General features: G+C 45.6%; 13 protein-coding genes and 1 tRNA gene. 2 read left to right on the forward strand and 12 right to left on the reverse strand.

Annotation, left to right across the window (positions count from 1 at the left end; translation table 11 throughout):
* Positions 1-265 precede the first annotated feature (265 nt).
* The 10 genes from speD to P5G61_RS31130 form a co-directional block, all read right to left on the reverse strand.
* Positions 266-673, reverse strand: a complete 408-nt coding sequence (speD, locus tag P5G61_RS31085; protein WP_024633986.1) for an adenosylmethionine decarboxylase — start codon at positions 671-673, stop codon at positions 266-268.
* A gap of 325 nt (positions 674-998) precedes the next feature.
* Positions 999-1,589, reverse strand: a complete 591-nt coding sequence (locus P5G61_RS31090; RefSeq protein ID WP_301249990.1) for a non-ribosomal peptide synthetase module — start codon at positions 1,587-1,589, stop codon at positions 999-1,001.
* Between the two features lie 268 nt (positions 1,590-1,857).
* Positions 1,858-2,508 (reverse strand): ribosome biogenesis GTP-binding protein YihA/YsxC, encoded by a 651-nt coding sequence (gene yihA / locus P5G61_RS31095; protein ID WP_301249991.1) that lies wholly within the window; start codon positions 2,506-2,508, stop codon positions 1,858-1,860.
* 156 nt (positions 2,509-2,664) lie between these two features.
* Positions 2,665-5,004, reverse strand: coding sequence for an endopeptidase La (lon, locus tag P5G61_RS31100; RefSeq protein ID WP_301249992.1), 2,340 nt, complete (start codon positions 5,002-5,004; stop codon positions 2,665-2,667).
* Between the two features lie 86 nt (positions 5,005-5,090).
* Positions 5,091-6,845, reverse strand: a complete 1,755-nt coding sequence (gene lonB, locus P5G61_RS31105) for an ATP-dependent protease LonB (protein ID WP_301249993.1) — start codon at positions 6,843-6,845, stop codon at positions 5,091-5,093.
* 168 nt (positions 6,846-7,013) lie between these two features.
* Positions 7,014-8,111, reverse strand: a complete 1,098-nt coding sequence (ispG, locus tag P5G61_RS31110) for a flavodoxin-dependent (E)-4-hydroxy-3-methylbut-2-enyl-diphosphate synthase (protein ID WP_024633991.1) — start codon at positions 8,109-8,111, stop codon at positions 7,014-7,016.
* Between the two features lie 123 nt (positions 8,112-8,234).
* On the reverse strand, positions 8,235-9,488 hold the full coding sequence (gene clpX, locus P5G61_RS31115) for an ATP-dependent protease ATP-binding subunit ClpX (RefSeq protein ID WP_301249994.1): 1,254 nt from the start codon (positions 9,486-9,488) through the stop codon (positions 8,235-8,237).
* A gap of 12 nt (positions 9,489-9,500) precedes the next feature.
* Entirely contained in the window at positions 9,501-10,091 is a 591-nt protein-coding gene (gene clpP / locus P5G61_RS31120) for an ATP-dependent Clp endopeptidase proteolytic subunit ClpP (protein ID WP_024633993.1), read from the reverse strand.
* Positions 10,092-10,467: 376 nt separating this feature from the next.
* Complete coding sequence (tig, locus tag P5G61_RS31125) at positions 10,468-11,808, reverse strand: trigger factor (RefSeq protein WP_301249995.1); 1,341 nt, start codon at positions 11,806-11,808, stop codon at positions 10,468-10,470.
* A gap of 138 nt (positions 11,809-11,946) precedes the next feature.
* Positions 11,947-12,924 carry a hypothetical protein gene (locus tag P5G61_RS31130; protein WP_435874311.1) on the reverse strand — a complete coding sequence of 326 codons (978 nt, stop codon included), beginning with the start codon at positions 12,922-12,924 and terminating at the stop codon, positions 11,947-11,949.
* 190 nt (positions 12,925-13,114) lie between these two features.
* Between P5G61_RS31130 and P5G61_RS31135 the strand changes: the two genes are divergently transcribed.
* Positions 13,115-13,188 (forward strand) — tRNA-Arg (locus tag P5G61_RS31135).
* Between the two features lie 425 nt (positions 13,189-13,613).
* On the forward strand, positions 13,614-14,852 hold the full coding sequence (locus P5G61_RS31140; RefSeq protein ID WP_301249996.1) for a CynX/NimT family MFS transporter: 1,239 nt from the start codon (positions 13,614-13,616) through the stop codon (positions 14,850-14,852).
* Positions 14,853-14,956: 104 nt separating this feature from the next.
* Here the strand turns inward: P5G61_RS31140 and P5G61_RS31145 are convergent, their stop codons facing one another.
* Positions 14,957-19,501, reverse strand: coding sequence for a S8 family serine peptidase (locus P5G61_RS31145; protein WP_301249997.1), 4,545 nt, complete (start codon positions 19,499-19,501; stop codon positions 14,957-14,959).
* A gap of 380 nt (positions 19,502-19,881) precedes the next feature.
* Positions 19,882-20,676 carry a class I SAM-dependent methyltransferase gene (locus tag P5G61_RS31150; RefSeq protein ID WP_301249998.1) on the reverse strand — a complete coding sequence of 265 codons (795 nt, stop codon included), beginning with the start codon at positions 20,674-20,676 and terminating at the stop codon, positions 19,882-19,884.
* Positions 20,677-20,794: the final 118 nt, after the last annotated feature.

Raw genomic sequence — 20,794 nt, forward strand, 5'->3', positions numbered from 1 at the left:
GGTTAATTATATCACACATCCATACTATGGCCGGGCCATTTTTATGAAATGTTTATGAAATCCACATGTTAATCATCTTATGCATTGTCATTTATTGTAGTGTCTCACCAATCTTCACCCTTATGCGTTTAAATACTTGTTTTAATAATAAAGATTCATGAAAACCCCGTATAAAACAAATAGCCATGGAAGATTCCATGACTATTTGGGTTTAAGATGATCCTGGGTGCATCCCGATATGTGAACATTATTCATGCTGTCGTAATTAAATCATGTATACCAGATCATTTGGTTTCATTTCTGGTGTCTCAACTTGCAATTCGCCCAATCCACGTACCAGTTTTTTTGCGTACGTTTTTTCCGGCTTTAATACGGATACCAGGTAATCAATGGCCAGTTGTGGGTCTACGGTCTCCCCGCAAGTGTAACAATCAATCGCTGCAAACCCTCTCTCAGGATACGTATGAATCGAGAGATGACTCTCAGACAGTAGTACAAGCACTGTCGCTCCTTGTGGTTCAAACTGCTTGGATTGTACGGACATTACTGTCGCACCACATGCCTCCGCTGCTTCAACCAGTTGAGCTTGCAAATACTCCGCACTGTTCAATAGATCAAAGTCTACACCCCAAACATCAACAGCAACGTGTCTTCCGAAAGTTGAATATTCCATCCTTCGGCGCCCCCTTCCTAGGAATAAAATGTTTGAAAATTTCATCCACTAGGACCTACGTCATTCACTTCCCGAGGGAAAAATCTCTCGCAACATATAATGTCCTGAGTGAATCCTGGTTCCTATATTCTTTTCAACGAGATTAAAAATAACATCTAATCAAAAGGAATGCAACCCCTTTTAAGAAGAACAAAAAACAAAAAAAATTCAGTGTCCGTTAGACTCCCGAATTCAAAAAAATCCCCTTTCGCTGCCGCCTGGAATGTGCCAGATCAGAGCATTAGGGGATAGTTATTTAAATACTTGTATCATTCACACCTTCAGGTTAATAGGCTTCAAGCTCAAACAGCCGTTTCTGGTGACGAGCAAGCTTTTCATCAATCTGCTTGAGTTGTTCAGAAGTAGACGCATCTTTTCTTGTATCGAGTAACGAATCAACCTCGGCGTATACCCGGTTTATCTCGCGTTCAATATCCCGAGCCTGGAACACACGCTGCAATTCAAGCAACGTATTTTTGTATTCGTAGATGACACGGATATTTTCACCGGTCTGCTCTACAATTTTACGGACAACGCCCTGAGTATAAACATACGTCATGGTGAACTCTTCATAAATTCGATGAACAACGCCGTCACCCTTAAAGGTCATAAAGAGCTTCCGAACTACGTTCGTCAGATGATGATTCACCAGGCGGCAAGATAACTCACAGATGTAAAAACCTTCCCTACGGTCAAAAGGGAAATGAACTTCTTCTCCACTCACATCTACGAGCACAATTTCCTGGCAGCCATTCTCCATCACCTTCACACGTTGATGAATCCGGCCATCTTCTGTCATGCGCAAAAACTGATGCATCTGGGGTTCTGACAATTTCAAAGTGGCTTTAACATACTCTGTGGCTAATCGCTGAGCCATAAAAATCTCCTCAATTCTTTCCCGATTGTTTTGTCTTCCTGCACATGTGGCAGTGATCTCAAAATTCTTCAGGTCGGCAAGGCCGCTACTTTAGTACTGTTGGCACAAATGTACCTATACTCATTATACACTACCGTATTGCTATTTCACCCCAGAATAAAACGATGAATTTCCACGAAAACCCAACAAAATACGGATTAATCCTTGATCTCCTCAAAGATATACCCAAGTTGCTCACTTTCCTGCATACACATGGCGTAATCCCCAGTTATCCGTTAATTTCGTGGTCTTCTTGATTCTCAGCGTCTGGCTCTTCTTCCGCTACAGCTTGACCGATTCCAGCATGGCGGGTAATGATCTCCCATAATTCTTCTTTACCTAAACCTTCTTCCGATGAAAACGGTACAAACAAATCCCCAGGACGGAGGTCCAAAGCTTCTTTGATGACTTTGATATGTTTGGCTCTACGCGTTTTTGGAATCTTGTCCATCTTCGTCGCTACTACAACGAGAGGAAGGCCATGATGGCGAAGCCATTCATTCATCATCATGTCATCCTTGGACGGTTCATGTCTCATATCCACCATTTGCATGACCAGTTTCAATTCTTTCCGTTCCAGCAAATACTTCTCCATCATTTTGCCCCAGGCAAAGCGCTGCTCCTTCGAAACTTTGGCATAGCCGTAACCGGGGAAATCGACAAAATAGAGGTCCTGATTGATCTTATAATAGTTCAGTTGCTGTGTCTTACCAGGGGTAGAACTTGTCCGAGCCAAATTTTTGCGATTAATCAAACGGTTGATCAAAGATGATTTCCCTACATTGGACCGTCCCGCCAAGGCAATCTCGGGCAGGCCATCCTCGGGGTATTGTTCAGGCCGAACGGCACTGATAATAAATTCAGATTGATTTACTTTCATAATGTATCTGTCCTCTCTTGAACTCCTGTGCTCTTACTTATGGCTGCTGTTCGTATTATGCCATGGATTGTTCTATCATACCAAAAAAACCGTTCCAACGGACGCCAAAGCTTCCGCAGAACGGTTTACTCTTCATACGATCCCTCGTTTAACGGGTTACAGGTGTATTCCTGCCTGTTCCACAAGCGCATGTTGCAGCACTTGATCCATATGGGCTACAGGAACAAATTCCACATCTTCCTTGATGCTATCCGGAATATCCCGCAGGTCCCGTTCGTTATCCTTGGGCAATAATATTTTTTTGTAACCGGCGCGGTGCGCCGCCAGTGATTTTTCCTTAAGTCCGCCGATCGGCAACACACGGCCACGCAGCGTTATTTCACCCGTCATGGCAACGTCTTTGGAGACGTGCTTGTTCGTCAACGCAGAGATCAACGCAGTCGCCATTGTAATCCCGGCAGATGGTCCATCCTTCGGAATGGCTCCTTCCGGAACGTGGATATGGATATCGTTCTTCTCGTGAAAGTCAGAAGGGATTCCGAGCTGTGCAGCTTTGGATCGGGTGTAGCTGAATGCCGCCTGCGCCGATTCCTTCATGACATCACCCAATTTACCTGTCAGCGTCAACTTGCCTGTTCCAGGTACAACGGTTACCTCGATCACAAGGGTATCTCCACCCACTTCAGTCCACGCCAGCCCTGTCACCGTACCAATCTGATCTTCCAGTTCGGCCATACCGTAGCGGAATTTACCCGGACCAAGGTAATCCTTCACTTCATCCGGTGTAATGTTAATCTGACCTTGCGCACCAGACACGATATTTTTAGCCGCTTTCCGACATAACGAGGCCATCTGCTGTTCTAGATTCCGCACGCCGGACTCTCGTGTATATTCACGAATGACACGCATCAAGCTGTCATCCCCGATATTCAGCTGATCTTCTTCAAGGCCATGGTCCTGTTTCTGTTTCGGCAGCAAATAGTTTTTGGCAATTTGCAGCTTCTCCAGCTCGGTATACCCCGGAATATTGAGCATCTCCATCCGGTCCAGAAGCGGACGTGGAATGTTGTGAACTGTGTTGGCCGTTGTAATGAACATAACGTTAGATAAGTCAAACGGCAATTCTACAAAGTGGTCACTGAACGTGTTATTCTGTTCGGGATCAAGTACCTCAAGCAACGCTGCGGAAGGGTCTCCGCGGAAGTCCGAAGCCATTTTATCGATCTCGTCCAGCAGGAAAACCGGATTGAGTGAGCCCGCCGTTTTCATGCCCTGAATGATACGGCCTGGCATTGCCCCAACATAGGTACGACGATGTCCGCGAATTTCCGCTTCATCTCGCACGCCACCCAGCGATATTCTGACAAATTCGCGTCCGAGTGATCTGGCAATAGAGCGGGCAAGAGACGTTTTGCCGACCCCTGGAGGTCCAACAAGACAAAGGATTGGTCCTTTAAGCTTTTTCACCAGCTTCTGAACAGCCAGATATTCCAGCACACGCTCTTTCGGTTTTTCCAAACCGTAATGATCTGCGTTTAGCACATCTTCAGCCTTTTGAATATCCAGATCGTCCGCTGTCATCTGTGTCCAAGGCAGCCCTAGCAGCCAATCGACATAGTTGCGGATAACCCCGCCTTCGGCAGAACTCGATGGCATTTTCTCCAGTCGATCAATTTCCTTCTCAACCTTTTCCTTCACCTTGTCCGGTAAGCTTAGAGCCTCCATCTGATCTCGGAGCTCCTCAACCTCGCCGGCACGGCCCTCTTTCTCACCCAGCTCTTTCTGAATTGCCTTCATCTGCTCACGCAGGTAGTATTCCTTCTGGGTTTTCTCCATCTGTTTCTTCACTCGCTGGCTGATTTTGCGTTCAAGCTCCAGCACTTCACGCTCATTGTTTAGGATGTCCAGCAGCTTCTCCAGCCGTTCACGAACGTCGATAGTTTCCAAAATCTCCTGTTTGTCCTTGATCTTCAAGGACAGGTGACTTGTAATAACATCGGCCAATCGACCCGGTTCTTCGATATCAGACACGGCTGCAAGTGTTTCGGGTGTAACCTTTTTGGACAGATTAATATAATTTTCGAACTGGTTCAGAACTGTACGCATCAGCGCATCCGTTTCAGGATGACTGTTCTCCTCTTCAGGAAGCTCTTGTGCCAGCACTTCGTAATATTCCTCGTTATCCGTATATTCAATGATTTCAGCCCGTTCCAAGCCTTCCACAAGTACACGAATCGTCCCGTTTGGAAGCTTCAGCATCTGTCTGACCTTGGCAACCGTTCCGATTCTGAAAATATCCTCTTGTGTTGGTTCTTCAATATTTACCTCGGCTTGGGAACATAGGAGAATCAAATGTTCTTCTACCATCGCTTTTTCTAAAGCCTTGACCGATTTCTCCCGGCCCACATCGAGATGCAGTACCATACTCGGGTAGACGAGAAGTCCTCTTAAAGGCAGTAAAGGAAAACGACGACCTTTCGCTTTGCTCGGTCCCATCGCTTTCGCACCTCCAATGGCTCTCAGGTTGTAGTCCTTCATTATTCTATCAAATGTTCACATAAAAAACCAATGAAGGGAAGCGCTTAGCAGCTTCCCGAATCTGTAACCTGTCCTGGACGGGGCAAGTCAGCCCGTAAATAAGAAGCGGATGCTGGTGGAAAGATCTCCGGTGCAGGTGTCGCAGACTCCTCCGCAAGGTTTAATTGTTTCGTTTGCTCCTGATTAGGTACCCAGTCAAATACTTCTCGGAACACGTCTTCAACGGTATCGACCGGAATAACACGTACACCATCCAGATTTTCAAAGATGGACTGCCAGTTCTCTGCCGGAATGATGACCGTCTTTGCTCCTGCCTGGAATGCAGCTTCCACTTTGGCAAGTACACCGCCGATTGGTTTTACCCGTCCATGGATACTGATCTCGCCAGTCATCGCTGTCTCATGATCAATCGGACGCCCCTGGATGGCTGATGTAATGGCTGTGGCCATGGCAATCCCGGCAGAAGGACCATCAATTGGTGTTCCACCTGGGAAGTTGACGTGTAAATCATAGTCGTTAGGACGAATGCCCATGGCCTTTAATACGGTTAACACATTTTCAACCGAGCCTTTAGCCATGCTTTTCCGCCGGAGTGTGCGCGAACCGCCTCCAATCTCTTCTTCATCCACAACTCCCGTGATGTTAATCCGTCCCTGATCTCGAAGAGCCGGAACAGCAGATACTTCGATCTCCAAAATGGTGCCCATATTGGGTCCATATACGGCCAAGCCATTCACAAAACCAATCTGTGGCTGCAAAGGCACCTTGCGATCTGGCCGGGGCTGAATCTGGCTGCTGCCAGCGACCCATTCCACATCCGATGCCTGTAACGTTTCACGTTTTTCGGTCAGGGCCAGCCCAGCAGCGAGCTGAATGATATTGACCGCTTCACGTCCATTGGTTGCATAACGCTTGACCACATCAACGGCTTCTGGACATGGACTGAATCCGATTTTCTGAACGGCATCTTCCGCAATTCGCCCGATCTCTTCGGGCAGCAATGGACGAAAATAGACCTCCATGCACCGGGAGCGCAAGGCCGGAGGCAGTTCATGGGGCGAACGAGTCGTCGCTCCGACAAGACGAAAATCGGCTGGCAGACCATTTTGAAAAATATCGTGGATATAAGCAGGAGTATGCGTGTCTTCCGAGTTATAGTACGCACTTTCCAAAAAGACCTTGCGGTCCTCCAATACTTTCAACAGTTTATTCATCTGAATGGAATGCAGTTCACCAATCTCATCAATAAACAGCATTCCCCCATGCGCCTTCGTAACGGCACCGGGTTTCGGTTGAGGAATGCCTGCTACGCCCATCGCTCCTGCTCCCTGATAAATTGGATCATGCACTGAACCAATCAAAGGGTCAGCAATACCCCGTTCATCGAAACGCGCTGTCGTGGCGTCGAGTTCCGTGAATTTGGCATCTGCCTTAAAGGGAGATGACGGATTCTTTTTGGCTTCCTCCAAAACGACCCTTGCAGCGGCTGTTTTCCCCACCCCTGGTGGTCCATATATAATGACATGCTGTGGATTAGCACTGCATAGCGCGGCTTTAAGGGCGCGAAGTCCGTCTTTTTGCCCTACAATGTCATTGATGGTTGCTGGACGCGTCTTCTCTGCCAGAGGCTTGGTGAGTGAAATGGAGCGCAGCTTCCGCAGCTTCTCCAGTTCCTTGCGGGATTCACGCTCCACCGCACTGCGATTCGTTTTCTGGCCACGAAGCAAATTCCAGAAATACAAACCGATCACCACACCAAAAAATAACTGGATCATCATTATGACCATACCAAATTCCATGTCTCCACATCCTCCTGTTCTATCCCTATTCTCATATGAGATCATGCTAATACTTGGTAGTATAGCCTTTTCACCGAGACGTAAACGGGTGATCTGGAAATTGTATGTTTAAGAACAAAAAACAGCCCGTCATTGATAACGGGCTGTTACAGAAGTGATATGAATCAATCAGTGCGAGCGACCAGGAATAACTCCTGTCGTTTCGTAGGCTTCCACGATAATGTCGATCTCTTTTTTCAATTCCTCAACCATGATTTCTTCCGGCACTTTACGGATCATTTTACCATGACGGAATAACAAACCTTCACCGCGTGCACCGGCAATACCGATATCCGCTTCCTTCGCTTCACCCGGACCGTTAACCGCACAACCCAGCACCGATACTTTAATCGGCACCTTGAGTTTGGAAATATACTCTTCCACCTCATTTGCAATGGAGAAGAGATCGATATCCAAACGACCGCAGGTCGGACAGGAAATCAGCGTAGCTGCATTGGAGATCAGACCAAAGGTTTTGAGCAGATCACGAGCAACCTTGATTTCTTCAACCGGATCCGCACTAAGCGATATCCGCATCGTCGAACCAATGCCCATAGATAACAAGGCACCCATACCCGCAGAACTTTTGATTGTACCCGAGAACAATGTGCCCGCCTCGGTAATCCCCAGGTGTAAAGGATACTGAATGATTTGAGCAGCTTTGGTATAAGCTTCAATCGCCATCGGTACATCCGAAGCTTTGAGAGACACGATAATATCGTGGAAATCCAATTCCTCAAGAATACCAATGTGATAAAGTGCACTTTCTACCATAGCATCAGCCGTTGGATAACCATACTTTTCAAGCAAATGATTTTCCAGAGAACCTGCGTTTACCCCGATCCGAATCGGAATACCCTTCTCTTTACAAGCTTTGACGACTTCCTCAACTTTGGAACGTTTACCGATATTACCGGGATTAATCCGCACTTTATCGATGCCGTTCTCAATCGCAAGGAGAGCCAGTTTATAATTAAAATGGATATCCGCTACGAGTGGAATATGAATCCGTTTCTTGATTTCCTTGATGGCCGCAGCAGCTTCCTCATTGTTCACCGTTACACGCACCACTTGACAGCCTGCTTCTTCCAAACGCAAAATCTCTGCCACGGTTGCCTCAACGTCTGCCGTTTTCGTTGTACACATGCTCTGAATGATGACCTCGTTGCTGCCACCAATCGTTAAGTTCCCCACTTTTACGGGACGTGTATCTTGTCTTAAAAACATGAGTGATTTCTCTCCCCACAACGTCAAAGCTCCACCCTGACAGAGACATGAAATCGCCTTCTGCCAGGAGTGGAGAACTGACAAGTCTATATTTCAGTGTTGAAACGGAATATTCACCTTTAGTTAGGCACTTTCTTCCTGCTTGTCGTCCTTCGATTGGCTCAGTTCAGGCACGACTCTCTTCTCAACGACCTCTTCGGTAATGACACAGTTCGTAACATCATCACGGGAAGGCACTTCGTACATAATCTCAAGCATAATGCCCTCGATAATCGCGCGCAGTCCACGTGCACCGGTGTTACGTTTAATGGCTTCCTTCGCAATCGCCAGCAATGCTCCTGGTTCGAACACCAGATTCACATTATCCAGCTCAAGCAGTTTTTGGTATTGTTTCGTAAGCGCATTTTTCGGCTCGGAAAGAATCCGTACCAATGTGTCTTCGTCCAGAGGCTCCAAAGTGGAGATGACTGGCAAACGGCCTACAAACTCCGGAATCAGACCAAATTTCAACAAGTCTTCCGGCAATACCATGCCCAGATATTCACCTGGTTTAAGATCTTTTTGTTCCGTAACGGTGTTAAAGCCGATCACTTTTTTACCGATCCGGCGTTTGATCATTTGTTCCAGACCATCAAAGGCACCGCCGCAAATGAACAAGATGTTGGTGGTATCAATTTGGATGAATTCCTGATGTGGATGCTTACGACCACCTTGAGGTGGTACAGAAGCTACAGTTCCTTCCAAAATTTTCAGGAGTGCCTGTTGAACACCTTCACCCGATACATCACGTGTAATGGATGGGTTCTCGGATTTACGCGCTACTTTATCAATTTCATCGATATAAATAATGCCGCGCTCTGCTTTTTCAACATCATAATCAGCAGCTTGAATCAGCTTGAGCAGAATGTTCTCTACATCCTCGCCGACATAACCCGCTTCCGTCAATGAAGTCGCATCAGCAATAGCAAAAGGAACATTAAGGATTTTGGCCATCGTTTGCGCAAGCAATGTTTTACCTGAACCCGTAGGTCCTAACAGCAAAATATTACTTTTTTGCAATTCAACGTCCTCAATCTTGCTTTGAGTGTTGATCCGTTTATAGTGATTGTAAACCGCAACAGACAAAGACTTCTTCGCCTGATCTTGTCCAATAACGTACTGGTCAAGAATGTCGCGGATTTCTTTCGGTTTTGGAATATCTTTGAGGTCCAGTTCTTCGTCATGACCGAGCTCTTCCTCAACGATTTCGGTGCACAGTTCGATACATTCATCACAAATGTAAACGCCTGGTCCAGCGACCAGTTTGCGCACCTGTTCCTGAGATTTACCGCAAAAAGAGCATTTCAATTGCCCTTTCTCATCGTTAAATTTAAACATGAAACCACCCCTTTAGGAATTGATCGGTCTGCTGAGCACCTGGTCAATAATGCCGTACGTTTTGGCTTCCTCAGCACTCATGAAAAAGTCACGGTCTGTGTCCCGCTCGATTTTCTCAAGGGGTTGACCTGTACGATCGACGTATATTTGATTCAGTTTTTGACGTGTTTTAATAATCCATTCTGCGTGAATTTTGATATCCGCAGCCTGTCCTTGAACGCCGCCAAGCGGCTGATGAATCATCACTTCGCTGTTCGTCAGCGCATATCGTTTGCCAGGAGCGCCAGCTGTGAGCAATAACGAGCCCATGCTTGCTGCCATACCTACGCAAATGGTCGATACATCCGGTTTGATATATTGCATCGTATCGTATATACCCATCCCTGCGGTGACAGAACCACCAGGTGAATTAATGTACAAGCTGATATCCTTCTCAGGATCGTCGGCTGCCAAAAACAAAAGCTGTGCTATGACAAGATTGGCTACATCGTCATCAATCGCACTGGTTAGAAAAATAATGCGATCCTTCAGCAAACGCGAATATATATCGTAAGAACGCTCGCCTCGATTGGTTTGTTCTACAACCATTGGCACCAGACTCATGAGACCAACCTCTTTTCTACATGTAATTAGACATAGGCTACCTGTAAAGCAAACCCAAATTCATTCTAACACGTTCCTGTGACAATGTCATTTTTCACAAGCAGTGTCAAGCCTAGGTGAGTTTACTTTTTAGCCTGATCATATTTAACCATGTTTTCTATGTATGTGCAAATCGGAGCATTCCTATGCCGTTTCGCCTTTTTTTATTTGCAGGAGAACCATAGGACGTTGTATATGCATAACCGACACCACAAAGAACCACATCCATATTATTGCTGAATCCTCTATAAAATGGATATCATAATTTAAAAATAAGGCACGCAATGATTCACGTGCCTTATCGTTTATTCAGCTGTTCATTACAAAACAGCTTGTCTTATTTTTCGTCAGCTTCCGCAGTAACTTCTTCAGCTGGAGCTTCAACAGCTTCAACGACTTTGCTGTTCTCAACGAGAACATCAATCGTTTTACGCAGTTTCACTTCATCACGAAGGCTGTCAAGGGAACCATTACCCTCGAGAATGCCACGAATCTCTTCAGCAGGACGCTTGTAAGACTCAGCCATTTTTTCGAGTTCTTGGTTAACTTCTTCGTCAGACACTTCGATGTTCTCCGCTTTACCAACTGCTTCAAGAACCAGGTTGTTGCGAACACGTTTGGAAGCATCTTCCTGCATTTGTCCTTTCAGGTCAGCTTGAGTTTGACCAGAGAAGCTCAGGAACATTTCCAGGTTCATACCTTGGTTGCGCAGACGGTTGTCGAAATCACGCATCATGTTTTGTACTTCGCTGTCAACCATTGCAGAAGGAATGTCCACTTCAGCATTTTCAGCCACTTTTTCTACAACAGCATTTTCTTGAGCTGCTTTGGCTTCATCTGCTTTACGGGATTCCAATTGTGTTTTCAGATCAGCTTTGTACTCTTCAAGCGTATCGAATTCGCTAACATCTTTTGCAAACTCGTCATCCAGTTCAGGAAGTTGTTTACGTTTGATTTCATGTACTTTCACTTTGAATACCGCTTGTTTGCCAGCCAGTTCAGCTGCATGGTAGCTCTCAGGGAAAGTTACTTCAACGTCTTTGAAGTCGCCTGTGGACAGACCCAAAACCTGCTCTTCAAATCCTGGGATGAACGTATTGGAACCAAGTTCCAGGGAATAACGCTCAGCTTGTCCGCCTTCAAACGGTACACCATCAACGGAGCCGTCAAAGTCGATTACAGCAACATCGCCGTTTTGTGCAGAGCCTTCGTCGATAACAACGAGTTCTGCGTGGCGTTGTTGAAGACGCTCGAGTTCTTCAGTCACTTCTACATCCGTTACTTCATGTTTGGCTACAGCAACTTCAACGCCTTTGTAGTCACCCAGTTTAACTTCAGGTTTAACGGTTACTTTCGCTTTGAACTTGAATACTTGTCCTTTAGCGAATTGTTCGATATCTACATCAGGACGATCAACCGGGAAGATATCCGTTTGGTCGATTGCTTCTGTGTAAGCTTCAGGAAGCAAAATGTCAATTGCTTCTTGATACAAGCTTTCCACACCAAAACGAGCTTCGAAGATTGGACGTGGAACTTTACCTTTACGGAATCCAGGTACGTTTGCTTGTTTAACCACTTTATTAAAAGCTTTGTCGAGTGCTGCAGTTACACGATCTGCACCCACTTCAACCTCAAGAACCCCAAGGTTCTTCTCTATCTTTTCCCAAGTTGCTTTCATTGTATACTTTCCCCTCCAAAATTCACATGTTCACGTAGACAATCACGTACAAAATAACCATTTTAGTATAAACAAGATTAGATTCTTTTTCAAGGGGAATCCCTTGATACGGTTTGAGGAAAACGTTTCCGGCTCCTATTAACCGTCCAAACCGGCAGATACAAACTGCTTCATTGATCGATATGCTTGCTCCAGGCGAAAGCGCATCGCCCCTGTCACAGCATACATTGAGCGAGTATCTTCCTCGTCATGCGAACCGCCCAGACTATCTGCAACGGTCATATGTAGAGCGGCTGCCCATATATCTGTCATGGAATCATTTTCTTCCAACATGGACATATAATCACGGGTTCCATACACGGCCATAACATATTGAATCCACAGTTCTTGTGCAAAATAAAAGAGCGTAGGTTCATGAACCTCTGTCTGATCTGCCACCCTTTCAAGAATCTGAACAATCTGAAGCGGGAAATCCTCAGGTCTGAGTGGAACGGTATCAATCTCGACTTCAACCGGCTCTTCCCCGCGAGTAAACGCAATCATACCTTGAACACCTCGACGGCGCAATGTCTGAAGTACACGGAATTGCAGCAAAGGATGCAGTGTCTTGTCTTTAAGCCAACTTGTAAGCGAATCATCAATTTCTGGCCGATCGAGGTAAGCAAGCTGCTCCAGCGCCAACATTGTCTGATCAGATAAAGGTTCCTCCATCACGGTACGAAGCAGTTTATCCGCATAGCCATCATCCTGCTCCAGCTTGGACCTCGCATGTTGGCGTGCCATGTCCTCTTCACTGATTTCCTCTTCCTCACCACGATCTTCATGGGTCTCTGGTAAATCTTCTCCATAATGAGGGAACGCAGCTTGAAGCCATTCGAGCAACGCTCGCCATTCGTCGTAATGCCGCTCTTCCTGTCCTTGGCATTGCAGCAAAAAGCGAAGCAGATCCATCGCTTCACCGTATCGTTCATTTTCAAGCATAACCGTCAATTGAATCTGGTAATAGTCCAGCGTCTTAGGAAACAGCACAATATTGTTGCTGTGTGCGGTTTCCGGGGTCGTGGATTCCTTAATAGGAGCACCTCCTCTGTATCCTGAATCTCCAGTCGCAATCAACCATAAATAGATGTATATTAAACGAAAGTCGATCTATTTTTTGAGTTCTTCTGATATTCTAACATAACCTTAATTATAATGAAAAAAACGTTACTGCCGCCAAATATCATATACGAAAAATAGTTTAAAATAAAATGTTTGATATTCATCATTTTTTATGATAAAATCAATTTTGCTTGAAAAAATTCATGTCTCAGTAGCTCAGCTGGATAGAGCAACGCCCTTCTAAGGCGTCGGTCGGGGGTTCGAATCCCTCCTGGGACGTATTAAAGAAAAGCTTCCTTCGGGGAGCTTTTTTTTGCGTTCTGGGGACGAGAACCCCAATGGTTCGTCAGAGCATCCACTTCGAGAGCACTACTTCGCAGTCTCGACTGCAAGGAGAGTATCCCTCCTGGGACGTAATAAAAAAAGCTTCCTTCGGGGAGCTTTTTTTGCGTTCTGGGGATGAGAACCCCAATGGTTCGTCGGAGCATCCGCTTCGGGAGCACTACTTCGCAGTCTCGACTGCAAGGAGAGTATCCCTCCTGGGACGTAATAAAGAAAAGCTTCCTTTGGGAAGCTTTTTTTGCGTTCTGGGGCTGATTGGCTACGTTCATTGCCTCATGTTGACACGGGATGTTATGCTTGTTTGTGTATATGTATGTATCAATGTATACATATTAGACAAATAAAAACATAGGAGATTTACCATGCCCTCATCTTTACATCAGAACTCACCTGACCGCTCTGCAATTGATAATTCGTCGTCAGCATCCATGAAACTTGGACTACTGCTGGCAGGCATTATCGTCATTGCAGCGACAATGCGCTCACCCATTACGGCAACAGGTCCAATCGTGGAACTGATCCGTACAGATACAGGAATAAGTCATACAATGGCAGGCCTGCTTACCTCTCTTCCTTTGCTTGCCTTTGCGGCAATCTCTCCGTTTGCTCCACAACTGGCGCGAAGATTCGGACTAGAAACCGCTCTGTTAACTGCCATAATTCTCGTGACCATAGGTGTAGGCCTACGGTTTATGCCCTCTGTTCCCGTTCTCTTCGCAGGAACAGCGATCCTTGGATGTGGTATTGCCCTGAGCAACGTATTGCTGCCCAGTCTAATCAAACGGGATTTCCCATTGCGGGTAGGACTCGTTACCGGCCTGTACTCTGTGTCCATGAATATATGGGGCGCGATCGCCTCAGGGATCAGTGTTCCCGCGGCGGGTTTAACCTCCATGGGATGGCATGCCTCACTGGGCATGTGGGCTATACTGTCCATTCTGGCCCTGATTCTGTGGCTGCCTCATGTCCGTTCTGGACGTCGCGGCGAAGTTTACGTGGCTTCGAGAACGGAAACGAAGCCTGTTCGTCTTATTTCATCTTCCTTAGCCTGGTATGTCACCCTGTTCATGGGACTGCAATCTTTAATTTTTTACACTACAATTACCTGGCTGCCCGAGGTTCTAGCTGATCAGGGTTTTAGCTCCTCTTCAGCGGGCTGGATGTTATCCCTGATGCAAATGGTTAGTGTGCCGGTAACGTTTATCGTTCCCATTCTGGCTGGACGAATGAAAGATCAGCGTGGGCTGACAGCAATTACAGGCTCATGTCTGATTCTGGGGTACGCATTCCTTCTAAGCGGAATCTCCTCTCTCGTAACTGTTGGTGTTGCTTTGGCCGGCGTTGGAGCCGGGGCTTCGTTCGGACTTGTAACTATGTTTTTTGTACTGCGTACGTCCGATGCAAGACAGGCTGCGGGGCTGTCAGGTATGGCTCAATCCTTTGGGTACATGCTGGCAGCAGTGGGACCTTTGCTGTTCGGGTTAGTCCATGAATGGACTCAGGGATGGACGGTTCCATTGCTAATACAAGTTGCCCTGGCCGTTGTGCTATTGTTCATGGGATTGAAAGCAAGTGCAAATCGGATGATTGGTTCACGATAAATAATAAATTAGAGCATTTATAACATAGTAAAGAGACCTTCTGTGATAGAAGGTCTCTTTTTGTAGACTCACGATTTAATAAAGTTACTTATTTATTTTCAACATTAAATTTTATCCAAATGTTCAAGTAGACGGTACAAAATAACAGATACTTGAGCACGAGTCGATGTAGATTTCGGAGCAAATTCGTTACCTGACATACCTTTTACCAAACCGTTCTCAACCGCAAAAGCAACAGCTGACTTGGCTTCTTCCGAAATCAGATCTCCATCTTTAAAAGCTACTGATGTTGATCCTTTTTCCAACTTCAAAGATTCTGCTATCATCATAACCATTTTTTCACGTGTCAATTGATCTTGTGCACCCACTTCTTTACTGCGGGTTTCCCAATCGACTCCTGTTCCGAAAATACGATCAAGCAAAGTTGCAAATTCCGCATGAGTAATGGTGCTATTCGGTGAGAATGTGCTAGCACTGATGCCTTTAGCAATTTGCTGAGAGGCTATAACTTCAATTTCATCTTTAGCCCAGTAGCTTGTGATGTCTCCAAAAGTTACATCATTCTCCACAACAACATAAGCACCTGGTTGTGTTACATTGAATTCCAATTGCCCTTTTTGAGACACATTAGACAAAGATGCAGGCTGCCATGTTTCTTTTGTTGTCTGATGATAGGCAATAATTTTACGTGTGTCTTTAACAGAATTCACATCATACTTTAACGTAAGCCCAATATTGTGCTTGAATTTGGCTGATTCATGATCAATAGTCACAATTTGAGAAACAATGTTCAGGTTTTGTTTGTCATCGCTGCCTCCTGCAACATGCAACTTCAAGCTGAATCCGCTAGCGGTAATGTAATCCGTTAATGAAGCAGCAGGAATGGTCACATTAAACGTTTCGCCCTCAATGATTAGAATTTTACCTGAGGCTTGAATCTTATCAGCAAGCGCCTTACTGAATGTCAGATCCACTAGATTATATTTGTCAAACTCTACGCTTGATACATCAAGCTTGATTTCTTTCCTATCATCCTGCAATTGTGTGTTGATTACCATTTCGGAAATTGCAGCTGTAGCATTTCTAGTTCCGTCAGCATTTTTCTTTTCGGAAACAGATGCATCACCTTTAATAGTAGGAGTTGCTGTAGGTGATGTTGATTGGCTGGAGGAGCTTGATCCGCCTGAAGACCCTGAACCAGAGCCTGGTGATGGTGTTCCCGGATTAGGAACCTCTGGACCCGGTACTTCCGGATCAGGATTTTTTTTCACCAATAGTAATGTTGACGCTGTTCCAGTTAAGCCTTGTAAGTCTTTCACAGACAGTTCCACAGTGTACTCCCCAGCTACCAACTTGCCAAGTTTAACACTGAATGAACCGTCTTCTTCAACTTTAAAGTCTCCTTCTTTAATCTTCTTACCCGTTGTATCTTTCACACTGTAACCAGCCTTCAATGAAGCTGATACGTCCAGATCAGTATCCCATCCATTTTTAAGCGCTGGAGCAGCTTCGATATAAAGATCATTAACATTACCTGTCAAAGCTTCTTTGTCCGCCTGCTCCATTTCCAATTTTTCTGGTGCTTTTACAACCGGAGCTGCTTTTTTCACCAAAAATGGAGAAGTATCTTCAATATATGTTTTGCCATCCACACCGATTGCAGTGATATCAACCGTGTAAAGACCATCCGGAATTATAGTTACCTCGTCGGTCGTGTAGTCTGCGTACTGTCCATCCCAAGCCAGATTATATCTTGTGTTGGCAGCGAAATTGTAGTAATTGCCAAAGATAGATCCAATATACCCATCTCCATAATAGCCCCCATCCGGGTTAAGGCCATCGAAGATCTCAATAAGTGCAAAATTCATGGGATTGTAGAATTCCATAGCTACATTGAGTGTATCCAGCGTACCATCAGACTTCAATGGATAATGGAACGGGTTCTTCTCTGTACCTTTTACAGTCTCAATGTATTTAACACCTGCCTGTGTTACGTTGAAATGTGCGACATACGGAACCGTAAATGTGTTTGTTCCATCAGACAACTGAAGGTATCCTTGCGCTTCTGTTACCGCAGCAACACCTTTTGGAACTGTGATGGTAACCTGCAACTCTTCCTCACCATTCAGTGTAAAAGAACTCTTGTCCACCACAACGGATACGCCTGGCACCGTACGTGTAGGATTCACGCTTACGGTGTAGTTTCCACCACTGCCATTCAGCGACTCCACTTTAATCGTTTTGCTGACGGTTTTTTCGTCCGTGCTCAGGAAGTTGCCGAAATTGACACTACCTGTAACATTAGGCTTCTCAACTACCGTCCCATTCTCTGTATATTTCGTTACATCTAATACTTTAACCAGGGCAGCAGGATCAATTGTTTTCACCGCTTGAATACGTCCTGCACCTTGATCAAACACATCATATTTCGTCGTATCGAGAACTTTACCATTGTTCATGAGTGCAACTTTGATATCAAATGGTGTCCAGTCACTGTGCTTCTCAATCAACAGGGCAACCATTCCGGCAACATGAGGTGTAGCCATACTTGTACCTGATTTACGATCATAAGCCTGTGAATAATCTGCTCCAGGCTCATCCTTGCCATAGGCAGGAACAGTAGACAAAATGCTGGTACCCGGCGCAACTACATCCGGTTTGATATCCAGAGTCACCTTGGCTGGTCCGCGGGAACTGGATGTATTCATTTCATCGCCAGCCGTTTGGCCTTTAACAAAGTCATTGAAGCTCACTTCAACACGTTGGCCGGCATCCAGCTCAGCTTTGATACTTTCTCCATCTTCCTTCGACATGCTCAAGGTTGGAATGAGTTCAAAATTATCTCCCAAGCTCACACCGATCGGGCCTGGAATATTGTTATATACGATAATCGCAACAGCACCAGCTGCTTTGGCATTGGCTACTTTCTCCACAAATGCCAGCTCACCACGCTGTACAAAAGCCACTTTACCCGTAAAATCCTTGCCTTCAAAATCGGTCGGTTTACCCAACCCGGCAAATACAAGCCCATATTGATCTGTCAAAACAGATTCCGGATCTGCTGAAAGGCTCCAGCCCATTACATCAAGACGGTAAACCGACTCAGTAACAGCCAATGGACTTTGCTCTGTTTTCGTTGGAGCAATCGCAGATTCTTCTTTTGCAGGTGCGACCTCTGGAGATGTTTCGATCGGCACAGAAGGGGAGGCTGGTTGAGTAGGATCTTCTGATTCACTGTTCTCAGCAGTAGGTGATGCAGCATCGGCAGGTGTTTCGGATGATACTCCACCTTGCTCCGATTCGGACAAAGCAGCTTCACCAACCGCATCTTCCTGTGTTGGTGATGGTTCGCCTTGAGCCGGAATTTCAGAAGTATCCGTTCCCGGTGCTGTTCCCAGCTCAGGAGATGGCTCAACCTCAGGGACAGGTTTTTCCTCCGGAAGCGTACCTTCACCTTCCTCACCAATCCAGAAATGAGTGTTGGCTGTAATGGTTTGGCTAGGGCCTGTAGAGTTACCTACAGTAATCGCCATAGCCGATGCTCCTGGGGAGCCCAATGTATAACGGTTAGGACCATTGTTACCACTCGCCACAACAGCTGTCACACCAGCCAACATGGCATTGTTAAGAGCAACTGAAGTAATATAACTTGGATCATTGGCAGCGTTACCCAGTGAGAGATTGATCACGTCCATACCATCAGCAACGGAACGATCAATCCCCCCCAGTACCCATGAAGTTTGTCCACTGCCATAAGGTCCAAGAACACGATAGGCATAGATATCCGCTTCAGGAGCAACTCCGACAATGCCGTAGTCCCCTGCTTCACGAGCAGCAATGGTACCTGCGACGTGAGTACCATGGGAAGTATAATAGGAGCTTCCCGTGTCATTGAATTCCGGTTGACCAGAAACCTTCCACTCTTCATGTGTTGTTTCGTATGGATCATTGTCATTTCCTACGAAATCCCATCCACCTTTGTAGGCATCTTGCAAATTAGGATGCTCATAATCAATTCCTGTATCAATAACACCCACTTTGACGCCTTTTCCTTTGTATCCCAGATTCCATACTTCAGGGGCGCCAATAAATGGTGCGGTATCTTTCATATAAGGATTCACTTCATCTGTTTCCGGGGCTACGGTAATTTCAAGGTCAGGATATACACTGACAACACCCGGTATGCGAAGCAACTGGCCCAATTGGTTGCCCTTAAGCTCGATGGCTACACCATTCAGGGCGTATGCGTAATTTTCCAATACTTCATGTTTGATTTTATTCTGAGTGAGGCTCTGTGCAAATGACTCTTGTTGTTGCTCCACTTGAGTCACAGCCTTTGTTTCCATAGAGGAGGTAAAAGATTTACCTGAGAGGGTAGATTCGCCTTGCGCCACAGCAACTGGCTTATTGGAGAGCTCAACAATTACTCGTGTTTTCTCTCCCCCGAGACCTTCCAAGCTTTTGTCCAAAAATGGATCTGCTGCAAGCTGTTCTTCCCGCTGGGCAAGAATCTCTCTCCATTGTGTGGCTTCAGCCTTGCTTAGCGAGTTCTCAAGCTGAACACCTACAGGAGCGGCTCCGGCCGCTGGCATGATGATAGAAAAAGTCATTAGAATACTTAACAATATGGATATCATTCTTTTATTCAAGGCTATGCCCCTCCTTCTCAATATGAAAGTACCTCACCAATACCTGGGTCCTGCTATGACAAGTACTGCAATACCTGTGACAACTCACCGCCCTATCTGCAAGAAGATTGACCCTTGGTAAATTATTCTACTAAAATAACAGATTCCCCTTCTAAATAATTACAGTTATGATATAAAAATTACTTATATGGTTCTTGAGTAAGAGAAACGCTTAAAATTGTATTTATTTGTCGATTGAATATTTCAATTTTTAATTACTACATAGGAAAAAAGGCCAAGATCCTCTTTATCTGAAAGAGGTTCTCAGCCTTTATGTGATCGAAGATTTTGATAGAAAACCAGGATATGAGTTCATTTAACAAAGATATTCATTTGATTATTTAACGTCCTGGCTTCACGGCTTCAATACGAAGACGCTTGTAATCGGCATAGATTGCATCATCTTTCCAGAGTTTTGGCACAACCATTTGGCTGGTTTCACGACAGATTTTCTGAATCCGCTCCTGATTCACCCCCTCAAAATAGTCCCCACCAAAGTGAGTTAACCAGCCCTCTATACCCTGTTCACCATCCGCCAGTCTGGTAGGGCGGTCATAGTGGTAGGCCTGTCGTACCAAAAAGCCGCATTGTTCCAGAATGTTGCTATATTGCCCAATCGTCGGGAAATACCAAGGATTGCGTTCTGATCCCCGAATGCCAGTGTTTCGTTCAAACACTTCCTCTAATGCATCTACAATGATCTGCACATTTCCTTTGCCGCCGAACTCCGCTACAAAGCGTCCTCCGGGCTTCAAAGACCTCCATATACTGTCTACTACAAGTCGCGGACTTCGCATCCAGTGTAGGGCTGCATTAGAAAATACGGCATCAAAGTGTCTATTCGTCTCAAACTGATGTCCTTCTCCCTCGATGAACTCGATATCGGGATACTTCTCCCTTGCGCGACGAATCATGTCCGGAGATGCATCCATGCCAACCACCTCGGCCTGCGATATGGAAATTTCGTACGTCAGATCCCCCGTCCCGCATCCCAAGTCAAGGATGTACTCCCCATTTTGAGGTTGAAGCCAGGAGATTAAATTTTTACCGTAACCCGATACAAAAGCCAATTTGTTGTCATACTCATCCGCTTGCCATTGATTCATCGATTGCATGGATACCACCGTCGCTTTCATGATTGATATCTTCATTGTGTCACAAGACAGTTTATTATTTAAGACAGATTGTCAAACCAAGTGCGACAGTTCCTCTGTGAAAGATTCGTGAGCGGTTCTCCAACCCAAGCATTTTCGT

It is taken from the genome of Paenibacillus vandeheii (genome assembly GCF_030433635.1).
GTDB classification, from domain to species: Bacteria; Bacillota; Bacilli; order Paenibacillales; family Paenibacillaceae; genus Paenibacillus; species Paenibacillus vandeheii.

Coding starts and splice junctions, on each gene's coding strand:
- speD (WP_024633986.1), bottom strand. CDS start 673: ATGGAATATTCAACTTTCGGAAGACACGTTGCTGTTGATGTTTGGGGT.
- P5G61_RS31090 (WP_301249990.1), bottom strand. CDS start 1,589: ATGGCTCAGCGATTAGCCACAGAGTATGTTAAAGCCACTTTGAAATTG.
- yihA (WP_301249991.1), bottom strand. CDS start 2,508: ATGAAAGTAAATCAATCTGAATTTATTATCAGTGCCGTTCGGCCTGAA.
- lon (WP_301249992.1), bottom strand. CDS start 5,004: ATGGGACCGAGCAAAGCGAAAGGTCGTCGTTTTCCTTTACTGCCTTTA.
- lonB (WP_301249993.1), bottom strand. CDS start 6,845: ATGGAATTTGGTATGGTCATAATGATGATCCAGTTATTTTTTGGTGTG.
- ispG (WP_024633991.1), bottom strand. CDS start 8,111: ATGTTTTTAAGACAAGATACACGTCCCGTAAAAGTGGGGAACTTAACG.
- clpX (WP_301249994.1), bottom strand. CDS start 9,488: ATGTTTAAATTTAACGATGAGAAAGGGCAATTGAAATGCTCTTTTTGC.
- clpP (WP_024633993.1), bottom strand. CDS start 10,091: ATGAGTCTGGTGCCAATGGTTGTAGAACAAACCAATCGAGGCGAGCGT.
- tig (WP_301249995.1), bottom strand. CDS start 11,808: ATGAAAGCAACTTGGGAAAAGATAGAGAAGAACCTTGGGGTTCTTGAG.
- P5G61_RS31140 (WP_301249996.1), top strand. CDS start 13,614: ATGCCCTCATCTTTACATCAGAACTCACCTGACCGCTCTGCAATTGAT.
- P5G61_RS31150 (WP_301249998.1), bottom strand. CDS start 20,676: ATGAAAGCGACGGTGGTATCCATGCAATCGATGAATCAATGGCAAGCG.